At 64.2% G+C, this 16968-nt stretch carries 16 protein-coding genes and 1 pseudogene; 3 read left to right on the forward strand and 14 right to left on the reverse strand.

Annotated elements, in window-relative coordinates:
- The 5 genes from F3J20_RS28620 to F3J20_RS28640 form a co-directional block, all read right to left on the reverse strand.
- Nucleotides 1–616 (reverse strand): thiamine pyrophosphate-binding protein (locus F3J20_RS28620; protein WP_275691492.1); only part of this gene is annotated, 616 nt, incomplete at its 3' end.
- Nucleotides 617–632: 16 nt separating this feature from the next.
- Nucleotides 633–1604: an ABC transporter substrate-binding protein gene (locus tag F3J20_RS28625; RefSeq protein WP_167285532.1), complete on the reverse strand. Its 972-nt coding sequence runs from the start codon at nucleotides 1602–1604 to the stop codon at nucleotides 633–635.
- An 88-nt stretch (nucleotides 1605–1692) separates the two neighbouring features.
- Nucleotides 1693–2709, reverse strand: a complete 1017-nt coding sequence (locus tag F3J20_RS28630; RefSeq protein ID WP_167039906.1) for an Ldh family oxidoreductase — start codon at nucleotides 2707–2709, stop codon at nucleotides 1693–1695.
- A gap of 2 nt (nucleotides 2710–2711) precedes the next feature.
- Nucleotides 2712–3764: a membrane dipeptidase gene (locus tag F3J20_RS28635; protein WP_167285533.1), complete on the reverse strand. Its 1053-nt coding sequence runs from the start codon at nucleotides 3762–3764 to the stop codon at nucleotides 2712–2714.
- Complete coding sequence (locus F3J20_RS28640) at nucleotides 3761–5203, reverse strand: aldehyde dehydrogenase family protein (protein WP_345889940.1); 1443 nt, start codon at nucleotides 5201–5203, stop codon at nucleotides 3761–3763. The genes F3J20_RS28635 and F3J20_RS28640 overlap by 4 nt, the downstream gene beginning before the upstream one ends.
- Nucleotides 5204–5318: 115 nt before the next feature.
- On the opposite strand from F3J20_RS28640, the gene F3J20_RS28645 reads away from it, so the two are divergent.
- The gene (locus tag F3J20_RS28645; protein WP_167039903.1) at nucleotides 5319–6212 is read left to right on the forward strand and encodes a LysR family transcriptional regulator; all 894 of its coding nucleotides are present in this window, start codon (nucleotides 5319–5321) and stop codon (nucleotides 6210–6212) included.
- 53 nt (nucleotides 6213–6265) lie between these two features.
- Here F3J20_RS28645 and F3J20_RS28650 read toward each other — a convergent pair whose 3' ends face one another.
- From F3J20_RS28650 to F3J20_RS28660, 3 genes are all read right to left on the reverse strand, one after another.
- A complete protein-coding gene (locus tag F3J20_RS28650) occupies nucleotides 6266–7612 on the reverse strand; it encodes an adenylosuccinate lyase family protein (protein ID WP_167285535.1) in 1347 nt (448 codons plus the stop codon).
- A gap of 72 nt (nucleotides 7613–7684) precedes the next feature.
- On the reverse strand, nucleotides 7685–8851 hold the full coding sequence (locus F3J20_RS28655) for an enolase C-terminal domain-like protein (protein ID WP_167039952.1): 1167 nt from the start codon (nucleotides 8849–8851) through the stop codon (nucleotides 7685–7687).
- Between the two features lie 24 nt (nucleotides 8852–8875).
- Nucleotides 8876–10222 carry a cation:dicarboxylase symporter family transporter gene (locus tag F3J20_RS28660; protein ID WP_167039901.1) on the reverse strand — a complete coding sequence of 449 codons (1347 nt, stop codon included), beginning with the start codon at nucleotides 10220–10222 and terminating at the stop codon, nucleotides 8876–8878.
- 240 nt (nucleotides 10223–10462) lie between these two features.
- On the opposite strand from F3J20_RS28660, the gene F3J20_RS28665 reads away from it, so the two are divergent.
- Nucleotides 10463–11188, forward strand: coding sequence for a GntR family transcriptional regulator (locus tag F3J20_RS28665; protein WP_167039900.1), 726 nt, complete (start codon nucleotides 10463–10465; stop codon nucleotides 11186–11188).
- Between the two features lie 102 nt (nucleotides 11189–11290).
- Here F3J20_RS28665 and F3J20_RS28670 read toward each other — a convergent pair.
- From F3J20_RS28670 to F3J20_RS28685, 4 genes and pseudogenes are all read right to left on the reverse strand, one after another.
- A pseudogene (locus F3J20_RS28670) lies at nucleotides 11291–12052 on the reverse strand (MFS transporter); the annotation flags it as partial.
- 181 nt (nucleotides 12053–12233) lie between these two features.
- Entirely contained in the window at nucleotides 12234–12638 is a 405-nt protein-coding gene (locus tag F3J20_RS28675; RefSeq protein WP_167285537.1) for a hypothetical protein, read from the reverse strand.
- On the reverse strand, nucleotides 12623–13420 hold the full coding sequence (locus tag F3J20_RS28680; RefSeq protein WP_167285538.1) for a hypothetical protein: 798 nt from the start codon (nucleotides 13418–13420) through the stop codon (nucleotides 12623–12625). The genes F3J20_RS28675 and F3J20_RS28680 overlap by 16 nt, the downstream gene beginning before the upstream one ends.
- A 2-nt stretch (nucleotides 13421–13422) precedes the next feature.
- Nucleotides 13423–14007, reverse strand: a complete 585-nt coding sequence (locus F3J20_RS28685; protein WP_167285539.1) for a hypothetical protein — start codon at nucleotides 14005–14007, stop codon at nucleotides 13423–13425.
- A 320-nt stretch (nucleotides 14008–14327) separates the two neighbouring features.
- Between F3J20_RS28685 and F3J20_RS28690 the strand changes: the two genes are divergently transcribed.
- Nucleotides 14328–14897, forward strand: a complete 570-nt coding sequence (locus F3J20_RS28690) for an NAD(P)-dependent oxidoreductase (RefSeq protein ID WP_345889941.1) — start codon at nucleotides 14328–14330, stop codon at nucleotides 14895–14897.
- A 92-nt stretch (nucleotides 14898–14989) separates the two neighbouring features.
- Here the strand turns inward: F3J20_RS28690 and F3J20_RS28695 are convergent, their stop codons facing one another.
- A complete protein-coding gene (locus F3J20_RS28695; RefSeq protein WP_167039895.1) occupies nucleotides 14990–15790 on the reverse strand; it encodes an IclR family transcriptional regulator in 801 nt (266 codons plus the stop codon).
- Nucleotides 15791–15910: 120 nt separating this feature from the next.
- Nucleotides 15911–16807, reverse strand: a complete 897-nt coding sequence (locus F3J20_RS28700) for a LysR substrate-binding domain-containing protein (RefSeq protein ID WP_167039894.1) — start codon at nucleotides 16805–16807, stop codon at nucleotides 15911–15913.
- Between the last annotated feature and the right edge of the window lie 161 nt (nucleotides 16808–16968).

The raw sequence follows: 16968 nt of genomic DNA on the forward strand, positions 1-16968 counted from the left end.
CGCCGACCACGATGCACGGCCGCTTCGCGTCGCGCAGCAGCGCGGCCGCCGCTTCGATGCCGGCCGGCGACGGCGCCGCCGCGTAGACCTCGGCCATGCGCGCCGGCACCGAAACGGCCAGCTCGCGGTCGACGTCCTCGGGCAGGCTCACCACCACCGGGCCGGGCCGGCCGCTTTGCGCGACGTGAAACGCCTTCTGCATCAGTTCGGCGGCACGGTCGCCACGGCCGATTTCGAGTGCCCATTTCGCCATCGGCCGCGCATACGCGACCACGTCCATTTCCTGGAACGCCTCGCGATAGCGCACGTCCGACGGCACCTGGCCGACCAGCGCGACGAGCGGCGTCGAGTCCTGCTGCGCCGTATGCAGCGCGATCGCCAGATGCGTGAGACCGGGCCCGCGCGTCACCATGCAGACGCCGGTCTTGCCGGTGGCCTTGGCCCATGCCTCGGCCATCAGCCCGGCGCCCTCTTCGTGGCGCGTCGCGATCAGGCGCGGCGAGTCGCTGCCGTGAAACGCGTCCATCACCGCGAGGTAGCTTTCGCCCGGCACGCAGAACACGTGATCGATCTGCTCGGCGGCGATGGCGTTATAGATTGCCTGTGCTGTACTCATTGCGTTCCCGCTGTCCCTATTGAGAGATGAACTGGTTGGTGTAGTAAGCGGACGGTGCCTTCGGATTGTGGACACCCGCGTACTTCGAGAGGACGTCGAGCATCTTTTTCCAGTCGCCCTCGTCGGTCCAGCCAATCGGATGACCGGCCGTAGCCGGCGTATGCAGCTGTTCGTTGAGCGCGATCTTCAGGCCGCCCGCCACGAACTCGCGGTTCAGATCGGGGTACAGCTTCAGGCTCGCGTCGACGGCCGCCTCGGGGTTGCGCTGCGCCGCTTCCCAGCCCTTGCGGCTCGCGTCGACGAACTTGCGCACCACGTCGGGATGCTTCGCGAGCATGTCGTCGCTCGCGATGAGGCCGGTGCCGTACGCGACCACGCCGTATTTCGCGTAGGGCATGTACTTCGCGTCGGGCATGCGGCTGCGGATGCGCAGCAGGTCGCCGGTCGCGAAGCCGGTGAGGAACGCGCCGTCGGTTTTCAGGAACAGCGGCACGCGCGCGTTCGCATCGACGATCTGCAGTTGCACGTCGTCGGTGCTCATGCCCACGCTCGCGAGCGCCGGATTCAGCATCCGCAGGTCCGCGGTGCCGGCGCTCGAAATCACGGCCTTGTGCTGCAATTGCTTGAGGTCGCCGGTGAAGCCCGAATTGGCGCGGTAGATGAGCCCCATCGTCGCCGTTTGCGTGTACACGGAAACGAGCTTCACGCCGATGTTCTGCGCGGTAATGCCGAGCACGGCGATCGATGCATCGGACAGACCGAAGTCGTCGGCACCGGACGCGACGGTCTGCACGGTCGTGCCCGAACCCTGGCCCTGCTCGATCGATACGTCGAGACCGGCCTGTTTGTAATAGCCGTTCACGACGGCCAGCGCGAACGGCGCGACGTAGCCGTTGAACTTGTAGTCGGTACGCAGCACGATCTTCTGCAGCGGCTCGGCGAAGGCCGACACGCTCATCGCACTCGCCGCGCACAGCGCGACTGCCATGCAAAACCGTCTAGTTATGCGAAACATCTGTGTCTCCTTTTATAAAAGTTCATCGATGAAGCGAAGACGGCAGGCCCCGCCGATGCCGTCAACCCGCGCCCGCGAGCGCCACCACCGCGCCGTGCACCACGGCATCCACCATGACCGGCGTATCGCGATGGCGCTCGCGCGCCGCGCGCCGGCGGCTGCCCGGCAGGCGCGCGCCTGCGGCCGACGCGAACGCTTCCATCACGACCTTCAGCCTCGCATCGAACGTGCCACCCGAGGTGGCCGCCGGATCGAGCGCGATAAAGAACTGTCCCGTGCGCGGCGGCCCGCCCACCGGACCCGAGAACGGCGACGCGGCAATCCCGGGCGTCGCACCGGCGAGGCACGCGGCAAACATCTCGACCATCAGCGCATTGCTGACGCCCTTGTAGCCGCCGGCCGGCGCCATCGAGCCGCCGTCGAGCGCGGCGTCCGCGCTATTGGTGGGGCGGCCTTCGCGATCGAGCGCCCAGCCGTCCGGCAAGGGCCGCTTGTCGCGCCGGTGGCGAACCACCTCGCTCTTGGCGACCGTCGAGGAACTCTGGTCGATCACGAAATGCACGCCGCCCTCGCCGTCGGGCACCGCCAGCGACCACGGATTGGTGCCGAGCACGGGCGTCGCGCTGCCCCACGGCGCGATCGACGCGGGCGCGTTGGTAAAGCCGAGCGCCACCACGCCTTGCCGCGCAAGCGTTTCCGTGTGATAGGCGAGCACGCCGCAGTTGTACGAGTTCGCCACCGCCATCACCGCGGCGCCGAGCTGCTTCGCGAGCGGCACCAGTTGGGCGAAGCCGAGCCCGATTGCCGGATGCGCGAAGCCGGCGTCCGCGTCGACCCGCACCACGCTGCCGTGTGCCTGCACGGTGGGCACGGCGGCCGGGTTGACCTTGCCGCAGCGCAAGTGCTCGCAGTAGACCGGCAGGTAAGCGAGGCCGTGCGAGGCGATGCCGTCCGCCTCGGCGGCGGCCACCGACACCGCCAGCGCGCTCGCCTGGTCCTGCGAGGCGCCCGCGTTCAGCAGCGCGCGCCGCGCGATAGATTCGATCTCGGCCACCGGCAGTGCGATCCCCGTCGTCATGCTCATGCTCCGTTGGCATCGCCGAACGGCGATACGTCGTCGTCACCGCCGCTCGGCGCGGGACCGCCCTCGCTCAATGCCTGATGCAGAAAGCGATGCCAGTTCAGGCCGAGGATGCCGTCGATTTCCGCGGCGCTGAAACCGACACGCTCCAGGCCGCCGCTCACCAGCCCGAAATCGAGATTCGAGCGGAACCACTCGGGTTGCGGCGGGAAGCCCGCCGCGATGCCGTCGTCGGGTTCGGGATGCTTCCAGCGTCCCTCGCGCATCCAGCCGAGCACGCGCGGCGGCTGCTCCTGGCACAGATCGGAGCCGATGCCGATATGCTCGACGCCGATGCGCTCCGCGAGTCCGGCCACCATCCGCGCGAATTCGTCGAGCGTGGTCTGCGAGCCGTGGATCATGTGGCCGGGGTACAGCGACAGCCCGAGCAGGCCGCCGGATTGTCCGAGCGCGTCGAGCACCGCGTCCGATACGTTGCGCTGCGTATTGCGCCAGGTGTAGGGATTGCCGTGGCTCACGACGACCGGGCGCGCCGAATACTCGATCGCGTCGAGCATCGAGCGCTCGGCCGCATGCGACATATCGACGATCATGCCGAGCCGGTTCATCTCGCGCACGACCTCGCGCCCCATGTTGGTGAGCCCGCTGTCGTTGCGCTCGGTCCAGCCCGTGCACAGCAGCGACTGGTTGTTGTACGCGAGCTGCATGAAGCGGATACCGAGCCGATGCAACACCTCGACGAGGCCGATATTGGCTTCGATCGGCGACGGATTCTGCAGCCCGAACAGAATCGCCGTGCGGCCGCTGTCGATCACCGCGTCCATCTCGGTGCCCGAACCCGCGAAGCCGATCAGGTCGCCGTGCACATGGAAGCGGCGGTTCCATTCGACCAGCAGATCGACGGTGTCGCGAAAGTTCTCGTGATAGGCAACCGTGACGTGCACGGCGGACACGCCGCCGTCGCGCATCTGCTCGAACACCTTGCGGGACCAGCGTGCGAACTGCATCCCGTCGATGACGATCCTCTTCGAAGGCGTGACGGCGCGATTCATTCGGCCTCTCCAGCGTGAATGTACGAAGTCTTGACGGTGGTATAGAACTCGACCGCGTAGCGGCCCTGCTCGCGCGGCCCGTAGCTCGACTGCCGGGTGCCGCCGAACGGCACGTGGTAGTCCGTGCCGGCGGTCGCCAGATTGACCATCACGCAACCGGAGCGCGAACGCTCGCGAAAGGCCGAGGCACGCGCGAGCGAACGCGTGACGATCCCGGCCGTCAGCCCGAACGGCGTGTCGTTCGCGATATCGACCGCTTCGTCGAAATCGTCGGCGCGAATCACGCAGGTGATCGGCGCGAACATTTCTTCCTGGTTGATCCGCATCGCGTTGTGGGTACGCGCGAACACGGCCGGCTCCATGTAGTAGCCGGGCGTCTCGCGTTCGACGCGCGTGCCGCCGCACAGCCGCGTCGCGCCTTCCTGCGCGGCCAGTTCGACGTAGGCCAGATTCGCTTCGAGCTGCTGCTCGCTGACCACCGGGCCGATCTGCGTGCCCGCTTGCAGCGCATGCCCGACCTTCAGTTCGAGCGTGCGCGCGACCAGCTTTTCGACGAACGCGTCATGCACGCGGTTGTGCACGACGAGCCGCGACGAGGCCGTGCACTTCTGCCCGGTGCCGCCGAACGCGCCGTTCACCGCGAGCGACACAGCGAGGTCCAGATCGGCGTCGTCCATCACGACGAGCGCGTTCTTCGAGCCCATTTCCATCTGCACGCGCGTCAGGTTACGCACGGCCGCCGCCGCCACGCCGCGCCCGACTTCGAGCGAGCCGGTGAAGGTAACCGCCGCCACGCGCGGGTCTTCGACGAGCCGCTGGCCGACCTGGCGGCCGCTGCCCATCACGAGGCTCATGAGCCCCTTCGGAATCGCCTGACGCGCGATGATCTCGGTCAGCGCGACCGCGCTCGCCGGCGTGAGATTCGCCGGCTTCCACACGACCGCATTGCCGAAGGCCAGCGCGGGAGCGATCTTCCAGCTCGCCGTCGCGATCGGGAAATTCCACGGCGACACCACGGCGACGACGCCGATCGGCTCGCGGCGCACGTCGACGTCGACGCCCGCGCGCACCGACGCGACCGCATCGCCCGGCTGGCGCAGCACTTCGCCGGCGAACCAGGTAAAGAACTGGCCGGCGCGATACACCTCGCCCACGCCTTCGGCGCGCGGCTTGCCTTCTTCCCGCGAGAGCAGCTCGCCCAGTTCGCCCGAGCGCGCCATCAGTTCGCGGCCGACCGCGTCCAGCACGTTGGCGCGCGCCTCGAGTCCGGTCGCTGCCCACACCCGCTGCGCCTCACGCGCGCTATCGAGCGCGGCATCGAGTTGTGCCGCGCTGGCTTGGGCGTAACGGCCAATCACGTCGTGCGTGTCCGACGGGTTCAGGTTCTCGATGAAGTCCGTGGCACTTTGCCATTCGCCAGCTATGAAGTTAGGTTTGATATCCACTCTTCTCACCAAAAAATGTTTCCGTGACATCTATAAGACGGCATCAATTTGTTTCAGTCAATTCTAATAAACTATACTTTTGTTCAGGTTTTCTGAAACGGAGACGAATGTGCCGAATCTGATGCAGTACCGTGTCCTGGTGGCGGTGGCCGAAACCGGCGGCATTCGCGCGGCGGCGGAGCGGATTCACCGCACGCCGTCGGCGGTGTCGATGACGCTCAAGCAGCTCGAAGACGAAATCGGCGGTGCGCTGTTCGAGGGCGAGCGCAAGACGCGCTTGACGCGCTTCGGGGAGTTCGTGGTGGATCGCGCGCGCGATCTTCTGGAGCACAACAGGCGCGTGGATCGTTCGATCAGTTCTTTTATTCACAATGGCGCGGGCAGCATCGAGATTGCGGTGCTGCCGTCCATTTCGCTCACGTTCCTGCCGCGCGCCTTGCAGATTTTCCGCGCCGAGAAAGATGCCGCGGTCGTGCGCGTGCGCGACCTCGACTCTCAGGCGATTGCCGAGGCCGTGAGCCGTGAAGTCATCGATTGGGGTATTGCGAGTTCGCGCCGCTTGCCGGACATCGACGTCCAGCTGCTGTTTTCCGAGCCGCTATCGCTCGTCGTGCGCGAGGACGACCCACTCTGCAAGATAGACGGACCGATCCCGTGGGACGCGTTGCGCGACCGCTCGTTCGTCGGCAACGGGATTTGCGACGGTATCGATACGCCCGCGTTTCTCTCGATCAACGAGCATCAGATCATGCATGCGCGCAGTGTGATGTCGCTTTTGTCGATCGTGCGGGAAGGCATCGGCATCACCGTGCTGCCGAGCCTGACGCGCATCGGCGGCGTGGGCGGCGTGCGCTTCCTGTCGATCGACGATCCGAAGGCGAGACGCAACGTCTGCCTGCTGTCCCGCTCGGACCGCAATATGTCGCCGGCCGCGCGAAGCTTCGCGCGGGTCTTGCGCGATCTGATCGCGGAACATGCGGGCGAATACGGGCTCGATATATAGCCGCATGTGCCGCATGTGCCGCGCGGGCACGCCGGCTATCCAGGCGGGTCGATCTAGGCTCGCGCCGCGACCGAACGCGCCATCAGTGCCGCCGCGCCGAGATAGTTCGTCGGGTCCGTCAAGGCCTTCAGCTTCGCATCGTCGAAGCGCTCGCGGATCGATTCGTTGTCCTTGAGTACGTCGTACAGCGTGCGGCCATTTTCGATCGCAACGCGACACGCGTCGTACACCACGTCGTGCGCATGCTGACGCCCGATGGCAGGCGCGAGCCCCATCATGACCGCTTCCGCGACGATCAGGCCGCCCGTCAGGTCCAGATTGCGCCGCATGCGCGCGCTGTCGACCTGCAAGCCGCGCAGCATGAAATTCGCCTGGAACAGCGCGCTCGCCGCGAGCAGGAAGCTCTCCGGCACGGCGCTCCATTCGAGATGCCACGGTCCGGTGGCGCGCTCGAAATCGTGCATCGTGCCGTCCAGCATCAGCGCCGCGCGCTCGCGCAGCATCTTCGCCGCCGCGAACATCAGCTCGCTCGAAATCGGATTGCGCTTTTGCGGCATCGTCGAGCTGGCGCCGCGGCCAGGCACGAACGGCTCCGCGACTTCGCCGAATTCCGAGGCCGCCATCATCATCACGTCGAGTGCGATCTTGCCGAGCGAGCCGCCGATGCCCGCGAGCACCGAGACGAGTTCGTACAGTCCGTCGCGCGCGACGTGCCAGGTGATCTCGGGATCGCGCAGCCCCAGTTCCTCGGCAAAAAGCCGCCGCGTATCGAGCGCACGCCCGGGGTCGCCGAGCGACGCGAGCGTGCCCGCCGCGCCGCCGAACTCGACCATCAACGCGCGCGCTTTCATCTGCTGAAGACGCTCGGCATGACGATTGAGCGCCGACAGCCAGACCGCCGCGCGAAACCCGAACGTGACCGGCAACGCGTGCTGAAGATGCGTGCGGCCCGCCGTCACCGTGTCGGCATGCTTGAGCGCGAGTTCGCGTAACGCCTCACGCACTTCGTCGAGCTGCTTTTCGATCAGCGCGACGCCGCGCGCACATTGCAGCATCGTCGCGGTGTCCATGATGTCCTGGGTCGTCGCGCCCCAGTGCAGATAGCGCCCCGCCTCGCCGCACATCTCGCTCACCTGCTTGACGAGCGGCAGGATCGGATAACCGACGATCTCGGTTTCATGGCGCAGCTTCTCGAGGTCCAGCTTGCCGAAATCGGCCTTCGCCGTGATGTCGCTCGCAGCGTCGCCGGGAATCAGGCCGGCCTTCGCCTGCGCGCGGGCCAGCGCGGTTTCCGCGTCGATGCAGCGGCGCAGATACGCCTCGTCGGAGAACACTTCGCGCATCTCGGGCGTGCCGAACATGTCGCGGAACAATGCCGAATCGAAAACAGTCGTTGCCATGACGGGCTCCTTGAATGCCTTTATTGAGTTCGCGATTTACTGAGCGCTTTACTGCGCGATTGACTTCGCGCTTTACTTCGAAAGACGCGCCAGCCACGGGCGCAGACCGTCCTTCTCTTCGAGGCCGAAGCCTGCCGCGTCGGTCGGGCGCACCAGCCCGCCGCCGATGCCGCAGCCGGCCGGATAACCGCCGAACGGCTGGAACACGCCCGGGTACGCCTCGCAGCCGCCCAACTCCAGGCCGACGGCGATATGCAGGTTGATCAGATGGCCGCCATGCGGATACGCCTGCGCCCGGTCGAAGCCGTGACGCTCGATCAGTTCGATCATGCGCGCGTATTCGGTGAGGCCGTACGCGAGCCCCGCGTCCATCTGGAAGATGTCCTTGCCCGGACGCATGCCGCCGAACAGCGCAAGATTCTTCACGTCCGGCACGGAGAAAAGATTCTCGCCAGTCGCGATACGTCCCGCGTAGGCCTGCGCAACTTGCCGGTTCAGATCGAAGTCGAGCGGATCGCCGATCTCTTCGTACCAGCGCAAGTCATACGGCGCGATGGCTTTCGCGTAGGCGAGCGCCGTCTCCAGATCGAAGCGGCCATTCGCGTCGACGGCCAGACGCTGGCCTTCGCCCGCGACCGTCAGCGCCGCTTCGATACGGGCGAGATCGGTCTTCAGGTCCGCGCCGCCGATCTTCATCTTGAAGGCATCGAAGCCCATCGCGCGATAGCCGCTGAACTCGTCGGCGAGACGCTGCACGCTATCGTCCGGGTAGTAGTAGCCGCCCGCCGCGTACACGTTCACGCCTTCGCGCTTGCCCGCGCGGCCGTAATGGCGCGCGATCGTCACATAGGCCGGCTCGTCGCGCAGCTTCGCATTCAGGTCCCATACGGCGAGTTCGAGGGCGCCCGCCGCCGCCGCGCGGTCGCCATGACCGCCCGGCTTTTCGTTGCGCAGCACGGTCTTCAGCACCGCTTCCGGATCGAACAGCTCGCCGCTCGCGTCGAGCAGCGTCTCGGGTGCGGCGGCTTCGAGGCGCGGAATCATGCGCTCGCGCAGGATGCCGCCCTGCGCGAAGCGGCCGATCGAATCGAACGCATAGCCGATCACCGGCTTGCCGTTGCGCACCACATCGGTTTCGAGCGCGACCAGCGACACATCGTGCTCCGCGAAACTCACGAGCGCGTTCGCGACATTGCCTTCGAGCGGAACTGAAATTTCCCTGACGGACGTAATACGCATCATTTTTCCTTTGAGATTCCGAATTCAGATGACCTTGCCGGGCGCGACGCCGAACACGCGCTGATATTCGCCGCGCGCCTTGCTCTCGTCGAACTCGCCGGTGGACTTCGCGATCACGAGCGTGGCGACGCTATTGCCCATCGCGTTGCAGATCGACACCGCCTGCGAGGTGAAGCGGTTGATGCCGAACAGGATCGGCAAGCCTTCGACGGGCAGGATGCCCGACGCGGTGACGGTCGCCGCGAAGACGATGAAGGTGCCGCCCGACACCGTCGCGGCGCCCTTCGACGTGACGAGCATCAGCACGAGCAGGCCGAGCTGCTGATGCAGATCGAGATGCACGCCGTACGCATTCGCGATGAACATCACGCACAGCGACATATACACCGAGGTGCCGTCGAGATTGAACGCGTAGCCCGTGGGCAGCACGAGACCCGTCGACTGGCGCGAGCAGCCGAGCCGTTCGAGCTTTTCGAACAGACGCGGCATCGCGCTTTCCGACGAGGCCGTCGCGAACAGCAGGAAGATCTCGTCCTTGAAGTAACGCAGATAGCGAAAGATATTGAAGCCGTAAATCCGCAGGATGACGCCGAACACCACCACCACGACGAAGGCCAGCGTCAGATACATCACGACGAGCAGATAGCCCAGCTCGATCACCGCATTCATGCCGCTGCTGCCGATCGCAAACGCGATCGAGCCGAATGCGCCGAGCGGCGCGAACTTCATGATGACGTCGACGAACTTGAAGAAGCACTCCGACATGCGCGACAAACCGCCTTCGACGCTTTCGCGCGAGTCCTTGTTCAGCATCAGCAGCGCGGCGCCGAAGCCGATCGAGATCACCAGCACCTGCAGCAGCGAACCGTTCGCGAACGCGCCGACGAAGTTGTCGGGAAACAGCGTGAGCAGGAAGTGTTCGAGTGACATCGGCCCGGCCTTGCCGTATTGCGCATGCACCGCGGCGGCGGCTTCGCTGCTCTGCGTGAGATGCATGCCGAGGCCCACGCCCGACAGATTGGCCACCACCATGCTGATGGCGAGCGCGACGGTCGACACGATCTCAAAGTAGATCAGCGCGCGCAGGCCGATGCGCCCCACGTTCTTCAGATCGCCGGCCGCCGCGATGCCGAGCACGACGTTCAGAAACACCAGCGGCGCGACGATCATCTTGATGAGCCGCAGGAAGATGTCGCCGAGCACCTTCATGTCCACCGCGAGCTTCGGCGCGATAAAGCCGAGCGCGATGCCCGCCACGATGCCGACCACGATCTGCACGCCGAGCCGCGCATAGAACGGCGTCTTGCGGCGCGCCTGCGGCGGCTTAGCCTCTAAGTTAGGGTGATTCGCACTCTCGCCATGCACAGCCATGCCCATCTCCTGTCACGACGGCTTTCCAGGGTCTGGACAGCCGCTTAATATGTCCGTACTTTATGAATATGTACGGACTATATTGAGACATGCTGGACGGGTCAACTAGGGGTTTACGCGAACCGACGGGGTTCGCGCCGCCGGTGCCCCGCTTGGCAACGCCGGCGCGCGCGGCTAGCATTAGCCCGCCGCGCCATGCACGCGGCCCAAGGAAAGCAAAGAGGAAGAAGGAAGATTCAGATGAAACCGCGATATGCCGAACTGGCCGAGCAACTCATTCAGGCTATCGGAGATGGCACGTTCGAAGTGGGCTCCGCGCTGCCGAGCGAACTCGATCTGTCGGCGCAATATGGCGTGAGCCGCGCGACCGTGCGTTCGGCGCTGGAACGCGTGCAGGAACTCGGGCTGATTTCGCGCCGCAAGCGCGCGGGCATTCGCGTCGAGGCGAGCAAGCCGCGCGTGGCGTTCGAGCAGTCGCTCTCGAGCGTCGAGGATCTGGTGCAGTTCGCGGTCGTCACCGAGCGCCATGTCCAGTCGGTGATGGAGATTTCGGCGAGCCCGTCGCTCGCGGCGCAGCTCGGTGTCGCCACCGGCTCGCGCTGGCTGCGCACGGAAATGCTGCGCGTCGATCCGACCAAACCGGACCGGCCGATCTGCTGGACCGACGTCTATCTCGAACCGGCGCTCGGCGCGGGCATCCGGCGCGAGCTGCGCAAAAGCTCGGGACTGATCTGCGAAATGGTCGAGCAGCGCTTCGGCCGCGTGGTGCGTGAGGTGCGCCAGGAAATTCGCGCGATCGGCGTTCCGGCGCGCGTGGCGAAGCAGCTCGGCGCGACGGCCGACGAGCATGCGCTGGAGATCACGCGCCACTATATCGACGAGCATGGCATCGTTTTCGAGGCCACGGTCAGCGTGTTGCCGGCTGACCGCTTCACTTATGCGCTGCAGTTGCGGCGTCATGACTGAGCCATCGCGCCAGACTCGCTCGCCTTGCGCAGATTGCCCGCCTTCGACCACGCCTTTGCCCACATTAGCCGCGTTGCCCGTCGGCAGGCGGGCTCTGCCGCTTCAGGTCACCTTCAGCGCCACGCCCTCGTCATCCGATGATTTCATCGTCATCGGTTCGACCGGGCCGACAACGAACAGATACGCACCGGCGCCAATCACGCAGAAGGCGCCCGCCGTTACGAGCGGAATCAGGAACGAGCCGTGGGTGATCGTCAGCATCACGCCGGTGAACGTCGAAGTGAGAATCCCCGCGACGTTCGAAGCCGTGTTCTGAATCGCGCTGATCGTCGCGACATGACGCCGCGTGGGCGCCACGTCGCCCGGCAGCGACCAGGCGTTGGCGGACACGAAGGACAGGCTCACATAGGTCACCGAAAAGAGCACGATCGCGAGCAAGGGGCTTTGCGCGAAGGCGCATAGCACGATGCATGACGACAGCAGCATGCCGCCGACGAGGCAGGTCTTGCGCGCGGCGGTCATGCTCCAGCCGCGCCGGAACAGCGCATCGGACGTGGCCCCGCCGATCCAGCCGCCTGGAATCGCGCACAGCGCCGGAATCATGCCGAGCGTGCCGAGCTGCGCGAGCGAGAAGCCGCGCGCTTCCATCAGATAGCTCGGAAACCACGTGATGAAGAAGTACTTCACGAAGTTCATGCAGAAGAAGCCGAGCATCATGCCGAGCACCGTGCGATGCGAAAGCAGCGCGCCCCATCGCACCGGCTTCGCAGGCTCGTCATGACGAAGGGCATCGCCGCGTGCAGGGACCCTTTCAGGTGCCTTCTCATAGGCCCTCTCGGGTGCCTTCTCAGGTGCCCGATGCATGCCGGGCGCGCCGGCGCTGCGTGCGCGCGTCGATCGGTCGAGCGTACCGGTACGGGATCGAAACTGGCACGCATCCGACACGGAGCTATGTCGACGCCCATCGCGCGGCGCTCGACTGGATACAAGAGCATGCGAAAGAGCAGCGGGGATGAAAAGCCTCGCCGAAGCGAGGTCGAACTCATTACAGCTGCGTGGGTTTTTCTGCTATATGCCGCTTTGCGCGGATTCGGATAATTGCATCCTCGACATCGGACCAAAACTCACGGCAGCGGATGCGGTAGTAAATTACGTTGGCATCATAGCGCGCCCGATATATCAAGGCGCTTTCCCGCTTTGATAGATTGCGTTTTATTTCATCCACAACCCACTCAGTATCGAAAGTAAGCCAAGCGGGGGGCACTGGCGTTAGGACATTAGGCCCGCAAACCGGCGCAACCTCTCTGAAAAAAATATCTTTCAATTCTTCAATCGGAAATCGCGCGATCTTTTCAGCCCAATAGTCATAGTCAATTTCATTGTCCACGAAAAACTCCGACATTACCTGCCATACGTTTTCCCGGTCAGTGTCAGCTATCGAATTCTCCATGCCTGAAATTCCTTCACTTCGTCCAGGTAGTCGTCATACGCTATATCCGTGACCGTAGCCGCTGCCGTCGAGCCGATGATAAGAACCGCGATTGCGCAAAACGGCGCACCCGGCCCGCATATAGACCCAACGGCCATACTTGCCAATGCGGCACCTGTCATACCGCCTTTAAGGATTGTTCCCTGTCGCGCCGTCTCCGTAACCTTGTCATCTGCTCCTGCGATGGCCCACACGGCAAGGGCACCCGTTACGAGTAGCCCAACCTTTCCCGCTGTTCGCATCCGCGCCGTCTTCGCGTTGACCTTCGCGTTGCTTCGCCCTGCCGCCTCAATAGCTGCATAGTAAGCCTGGTCCTTTTCTTCGCTCGTCAAGCTGCGAAATGGCTTTGAGAAAAGCCGATTTGCGTAACGATCCAGAATGGCCTCATAGCTGATACCTTGGCCTTTCATGCCCTGCGCACGGGCTAGACCCCATGCCGAAGTTACCTTCCGGGTTTCTTCCATGATCTGATTACGCATTGTGTTGCAGAACTCCGCACCTTCTGCAACCGTCATACGCCCGGAATTTACTTCATCCTGAACCATTTCACTCATTCTTTTAACGCCTGCATCATAACGCGTGCGGACGTTAGCGTCGCTAATCGCTGAACTGGAAAAGTAGAACCCGGCTGCTTCCAAGGCATGGCGAGTGTCCTTAAGAATATCGGTTTGCAACGAATGCTCTTGTTTCGTCTGAAACGGCCCGCTGCGAACAATAGACGGATTAGCTTGAACCTCTGACATACTTACCTCGCGATTGCTGAGGGAATTGATTCTGTTACAGACCCGGACGCGCCCGCGCTGTCGCGCGGCAATAGTTTGATGCGGGTGCAAGCATTTCCATTGTCGGCACGCTCGAATCGAACAACGTTGCTTGCGTCAAATGTCCCGTACTCACTCGACCCGTCCGCGAAATGCGCTACGCAACGCAGCCCATCGAAGTTTCCCAACTCAGTTAAAGTGAAACTGATCCAGTGATTGACGGCGGCCGCAGGCGCGATTGGCCCTCTAGTCGTGTCTTCCTCGCCCCGGTCGGTAATTCTCCAGCTTGTGCCATAGATCGCGATGATTCTCGGACGGTTGGCGCATTTGCAAAGGACGATATCGCCGCCGACCGCTTGACGCCGCCCGCCGTTCACGTTGTCAATCAGGCGATGCCGGTCGCTTACGCCTGCCCCGTAAGTGATTTGGCCGAAGCTGTCGCAAGCGGGACAATATGCCTTGTCGCCGATGAAAGCGAGGCGACGGCGCTTGCCGTCTTCGCGCGTATCGATACGCTGCTGAGAGAGGCCGGAATCGTGATCGAGGAAGCGCAGGAACAGGCCGCCCAATACATGCATCGCTCTAGCTATCACGGAATATGTCTCGCGTAGCGGGACTGACATCGCAACACGGAGGCGCGGCCTCGATACGCGCCGTGCCGGCCTGCGCCCTCGAGAACGCACGGCATTTTCGGAACTTCGCATCCACGGAGACACGGTATGAAACGCGTTTTGATCACGGGCTCGGCCGGTCAGATCGGCAAGGTTTTGCGCGCCGGCCTGCAAGGACGATATCGCCTGCGCCTCGCTGACATCGCGCCGCAAGCCGCCGCCGGTGCCGCGAGGAAGTCGTCACGGCGGACATCACCCGGCTCGACTCGCTGCTGCCGCTGATGGACGGCATCGATACGGTCGTCCACCTCGCGGGCATCCCGGACGAAAGCACGTGGGAAAAAATCCGCGACATGAATATCGACGGTTGCTACAACGTATTCGAGGCGGCCCGGCGCGCGGGCGTGAAGCGCGTCGTGTTCGCGAGCTCCAATCACGCGGTCGGTTTCCACCGCCGCGACCGCCTGATCGACGACACGGTCGCGCCGCGTCCGGACAGCCGCTACGGCGTGTCGAAAGTGTTCGGCGAGGCGCTCGGGCGCCTCTATGCGGACAAGTACGGCCTGTCGGTCGCGTGCATGCGCATAGGCTCGTTTCGCCCCGATGACGAGCCTGCCGCGCCGCGCCATCTATCCACCTGGATCAGCCATCGCGACATGGTGCAGCTTGCGCAACGTTGCATCGATGCGCCCGACTATCACTTCGTGGTCGTATATGGGGTATCCGGCAATGCGCGCAATCGCTGGAGCAACGCCAACGTGCGTCTGCTCGGCTACGCGCCCGAGGACGACGCCGAACACCACGCGGCACAAATCGCCGCGAACAGCGCGTCAGAGGACGCAACGTAAGCGCTATTTCACGGCGGCTTCGGCTGTCGGGTGGAATTCGCCGGCGACGCCTCGCGCATCGACTGAGCGAAGCCGCAACACGCTCGCGTACGCTAGGCCGACGCGAGCCGTTCTGTCTGCCGCTTGAAGACCGGCGACACGCTGCTGTTGCGGCCGAGCTCGTCCGCGGCCAGTTGCAACGCGGCGCCCAGTTCTTCCATGCGCGCCTCGGTCAGCCGCGTCATCGGCCCGGCGATGATGAGCGTGCCGAGAATCTCGCCGCGCGGATCGCGCACGCAGGTCGCCATCGAATTCATCGCGGGCAGGAAGACGTTGGTCGTGATCGCGAAGCCGCGTTTCTTCGCCGCCTTGACGTGAGTCAGCACGGCCTTGATCGTGGTCGGCGCCGCGGGCCCGAAATTGGCGGGATTGGGCAAGCCCTGCTTGCCGAGCAGGCGGATCGCATCGTCTTCCGACTTCGTCGCGAGCCATGCATAGCCCGCCGCGCTGCACCAGATACGCACGGGCGCGCCCATCTCCGGGTCGTAGCGCAGGCCTTGCGTCGCGCCCTGCGCCTTGGCGACGTAGACGAGCTGATCTTCGTCCAGCAGCGCGAGGCGAACCAGTTCGCCGCTCTGCGCCGCGAGGCGCTCCAGCGTGGGCTGCGCAATGTCCGTGATGCCGCCCGCGCTGAGAAAGCGCAGACCGAGCGACACCACCTGCATCGTCAGCGTGAATTCATCGTGCCGCTCGTCCCGGCGCACGTAGCCTTCTTCCATGAGATCGGCGAGCAGGCGATGAGTGGCCGATAGCGGCGCATTCGCGGCAACCGACAACTCCGACAGCGTGCGGCCGGCCGGATAAAGGGAAAGCTCTTCAAGGATGCGGAAGGTCCGCTCGATGATGGCGCTCACGACGAATCCTCTCCTCAATGGTCAAGCGGATAAAAGCGTACGAAATAGTATGTCGAAGTTCTTTCCAAATTGGAATAGCTTTACAGGAAAGGACTGCGCACTTTGCCTGCGCGCCGGGTCTCACGAGGCCGGCTGGCAACGCCCTACCGCTTCGAAAAACGAGGTAACCAGCGGCGTGTCCTGCCGTTCGCGCAGACAGCAGACATGAATATGCGTCGTGATGGGGTTGCCCTTGATCCTGACCTTGTGCAGCCGCCCGTCGGGAATGTATTCCGACTCCGACATGGTGCCGACGCCGAGACCGCGCGCAATCGATTCGCGCAGCGCTTCGCGGCTGCCGATCTCCATCGAGATGCGCGCCTTCAGGCCGATCTTGTCGAGCGCGTCTTCCAGCGCCCGGCGCGTGGTCGAACCCTGTTCGCGCATCAGCAGCGGCACTTCGGCCAGTTCCCGCAAATCGATCTCGTCGCGTTGCGCGAGCGGATGCGCCGCGTTCACGCAGGCGATCACGGGATAACGCGCGTACGGCTGCATATAAAAGTGCTCGTTTTCGAGCGCGCTCGCAATCGCGCCGACATCGCACACCGCCAGCACGCCGACGTCGCACACGTAGTTGTCGAGGTCGCGCAGCACCTCTTCCGAATTGCCGAGCGTCACCGACAGGTTCATCGCCGGGCGCAACTCGTGATAGGCCTCGATCATGTCGATGATGTGATACGGCCCCACCGCGCCGATCTTCAACGTGCCGTGCACGAGTTCGCCGCTGTCGCGCAGCAGCGAACTCGCGTCCCCTTCGAGGCTCGCCATCTGCCGCGCGATGGTCAGGAATTCCAGACCGACGCTCGATAGATCGACGCGCCGGCCACGCCGGTGAAACAGCTGCACCGCGTATTCCTGCTCGATCGCCTGGATTTGCGAGGTGATCGTGGTCTGACTGGTCGACAGCGCCTTGGCGGCCGCCGTGAAGCCGCCGTACTGGACGACGGCGAGAAAGGCGCGAATCTGTATCAGGGTCATGGCGCGTTTGATCTGTTTTTTCGGTCGATTGACCGAATTTTTTCGGAAATTTCGATGATATCCGCGCCATGTGACAGATTGATTCCATGACCGCCCGCATCTCCCGCGCGCTTCGGGGAATACCCTCAATTCTCGGAAACAACTTGCAAAGTGGAAGTCAC

Origin of the sequence: Paraburkholderia sp. Cy-641 (assembly GCF_011752945.1) — a bacterium.
Taxonomy (GTDB): Bacteria; Pseudomonadota; Gammaproteobacteria; order Burkholderiales; family Burkholderiaceae; genus Paraburkholderia.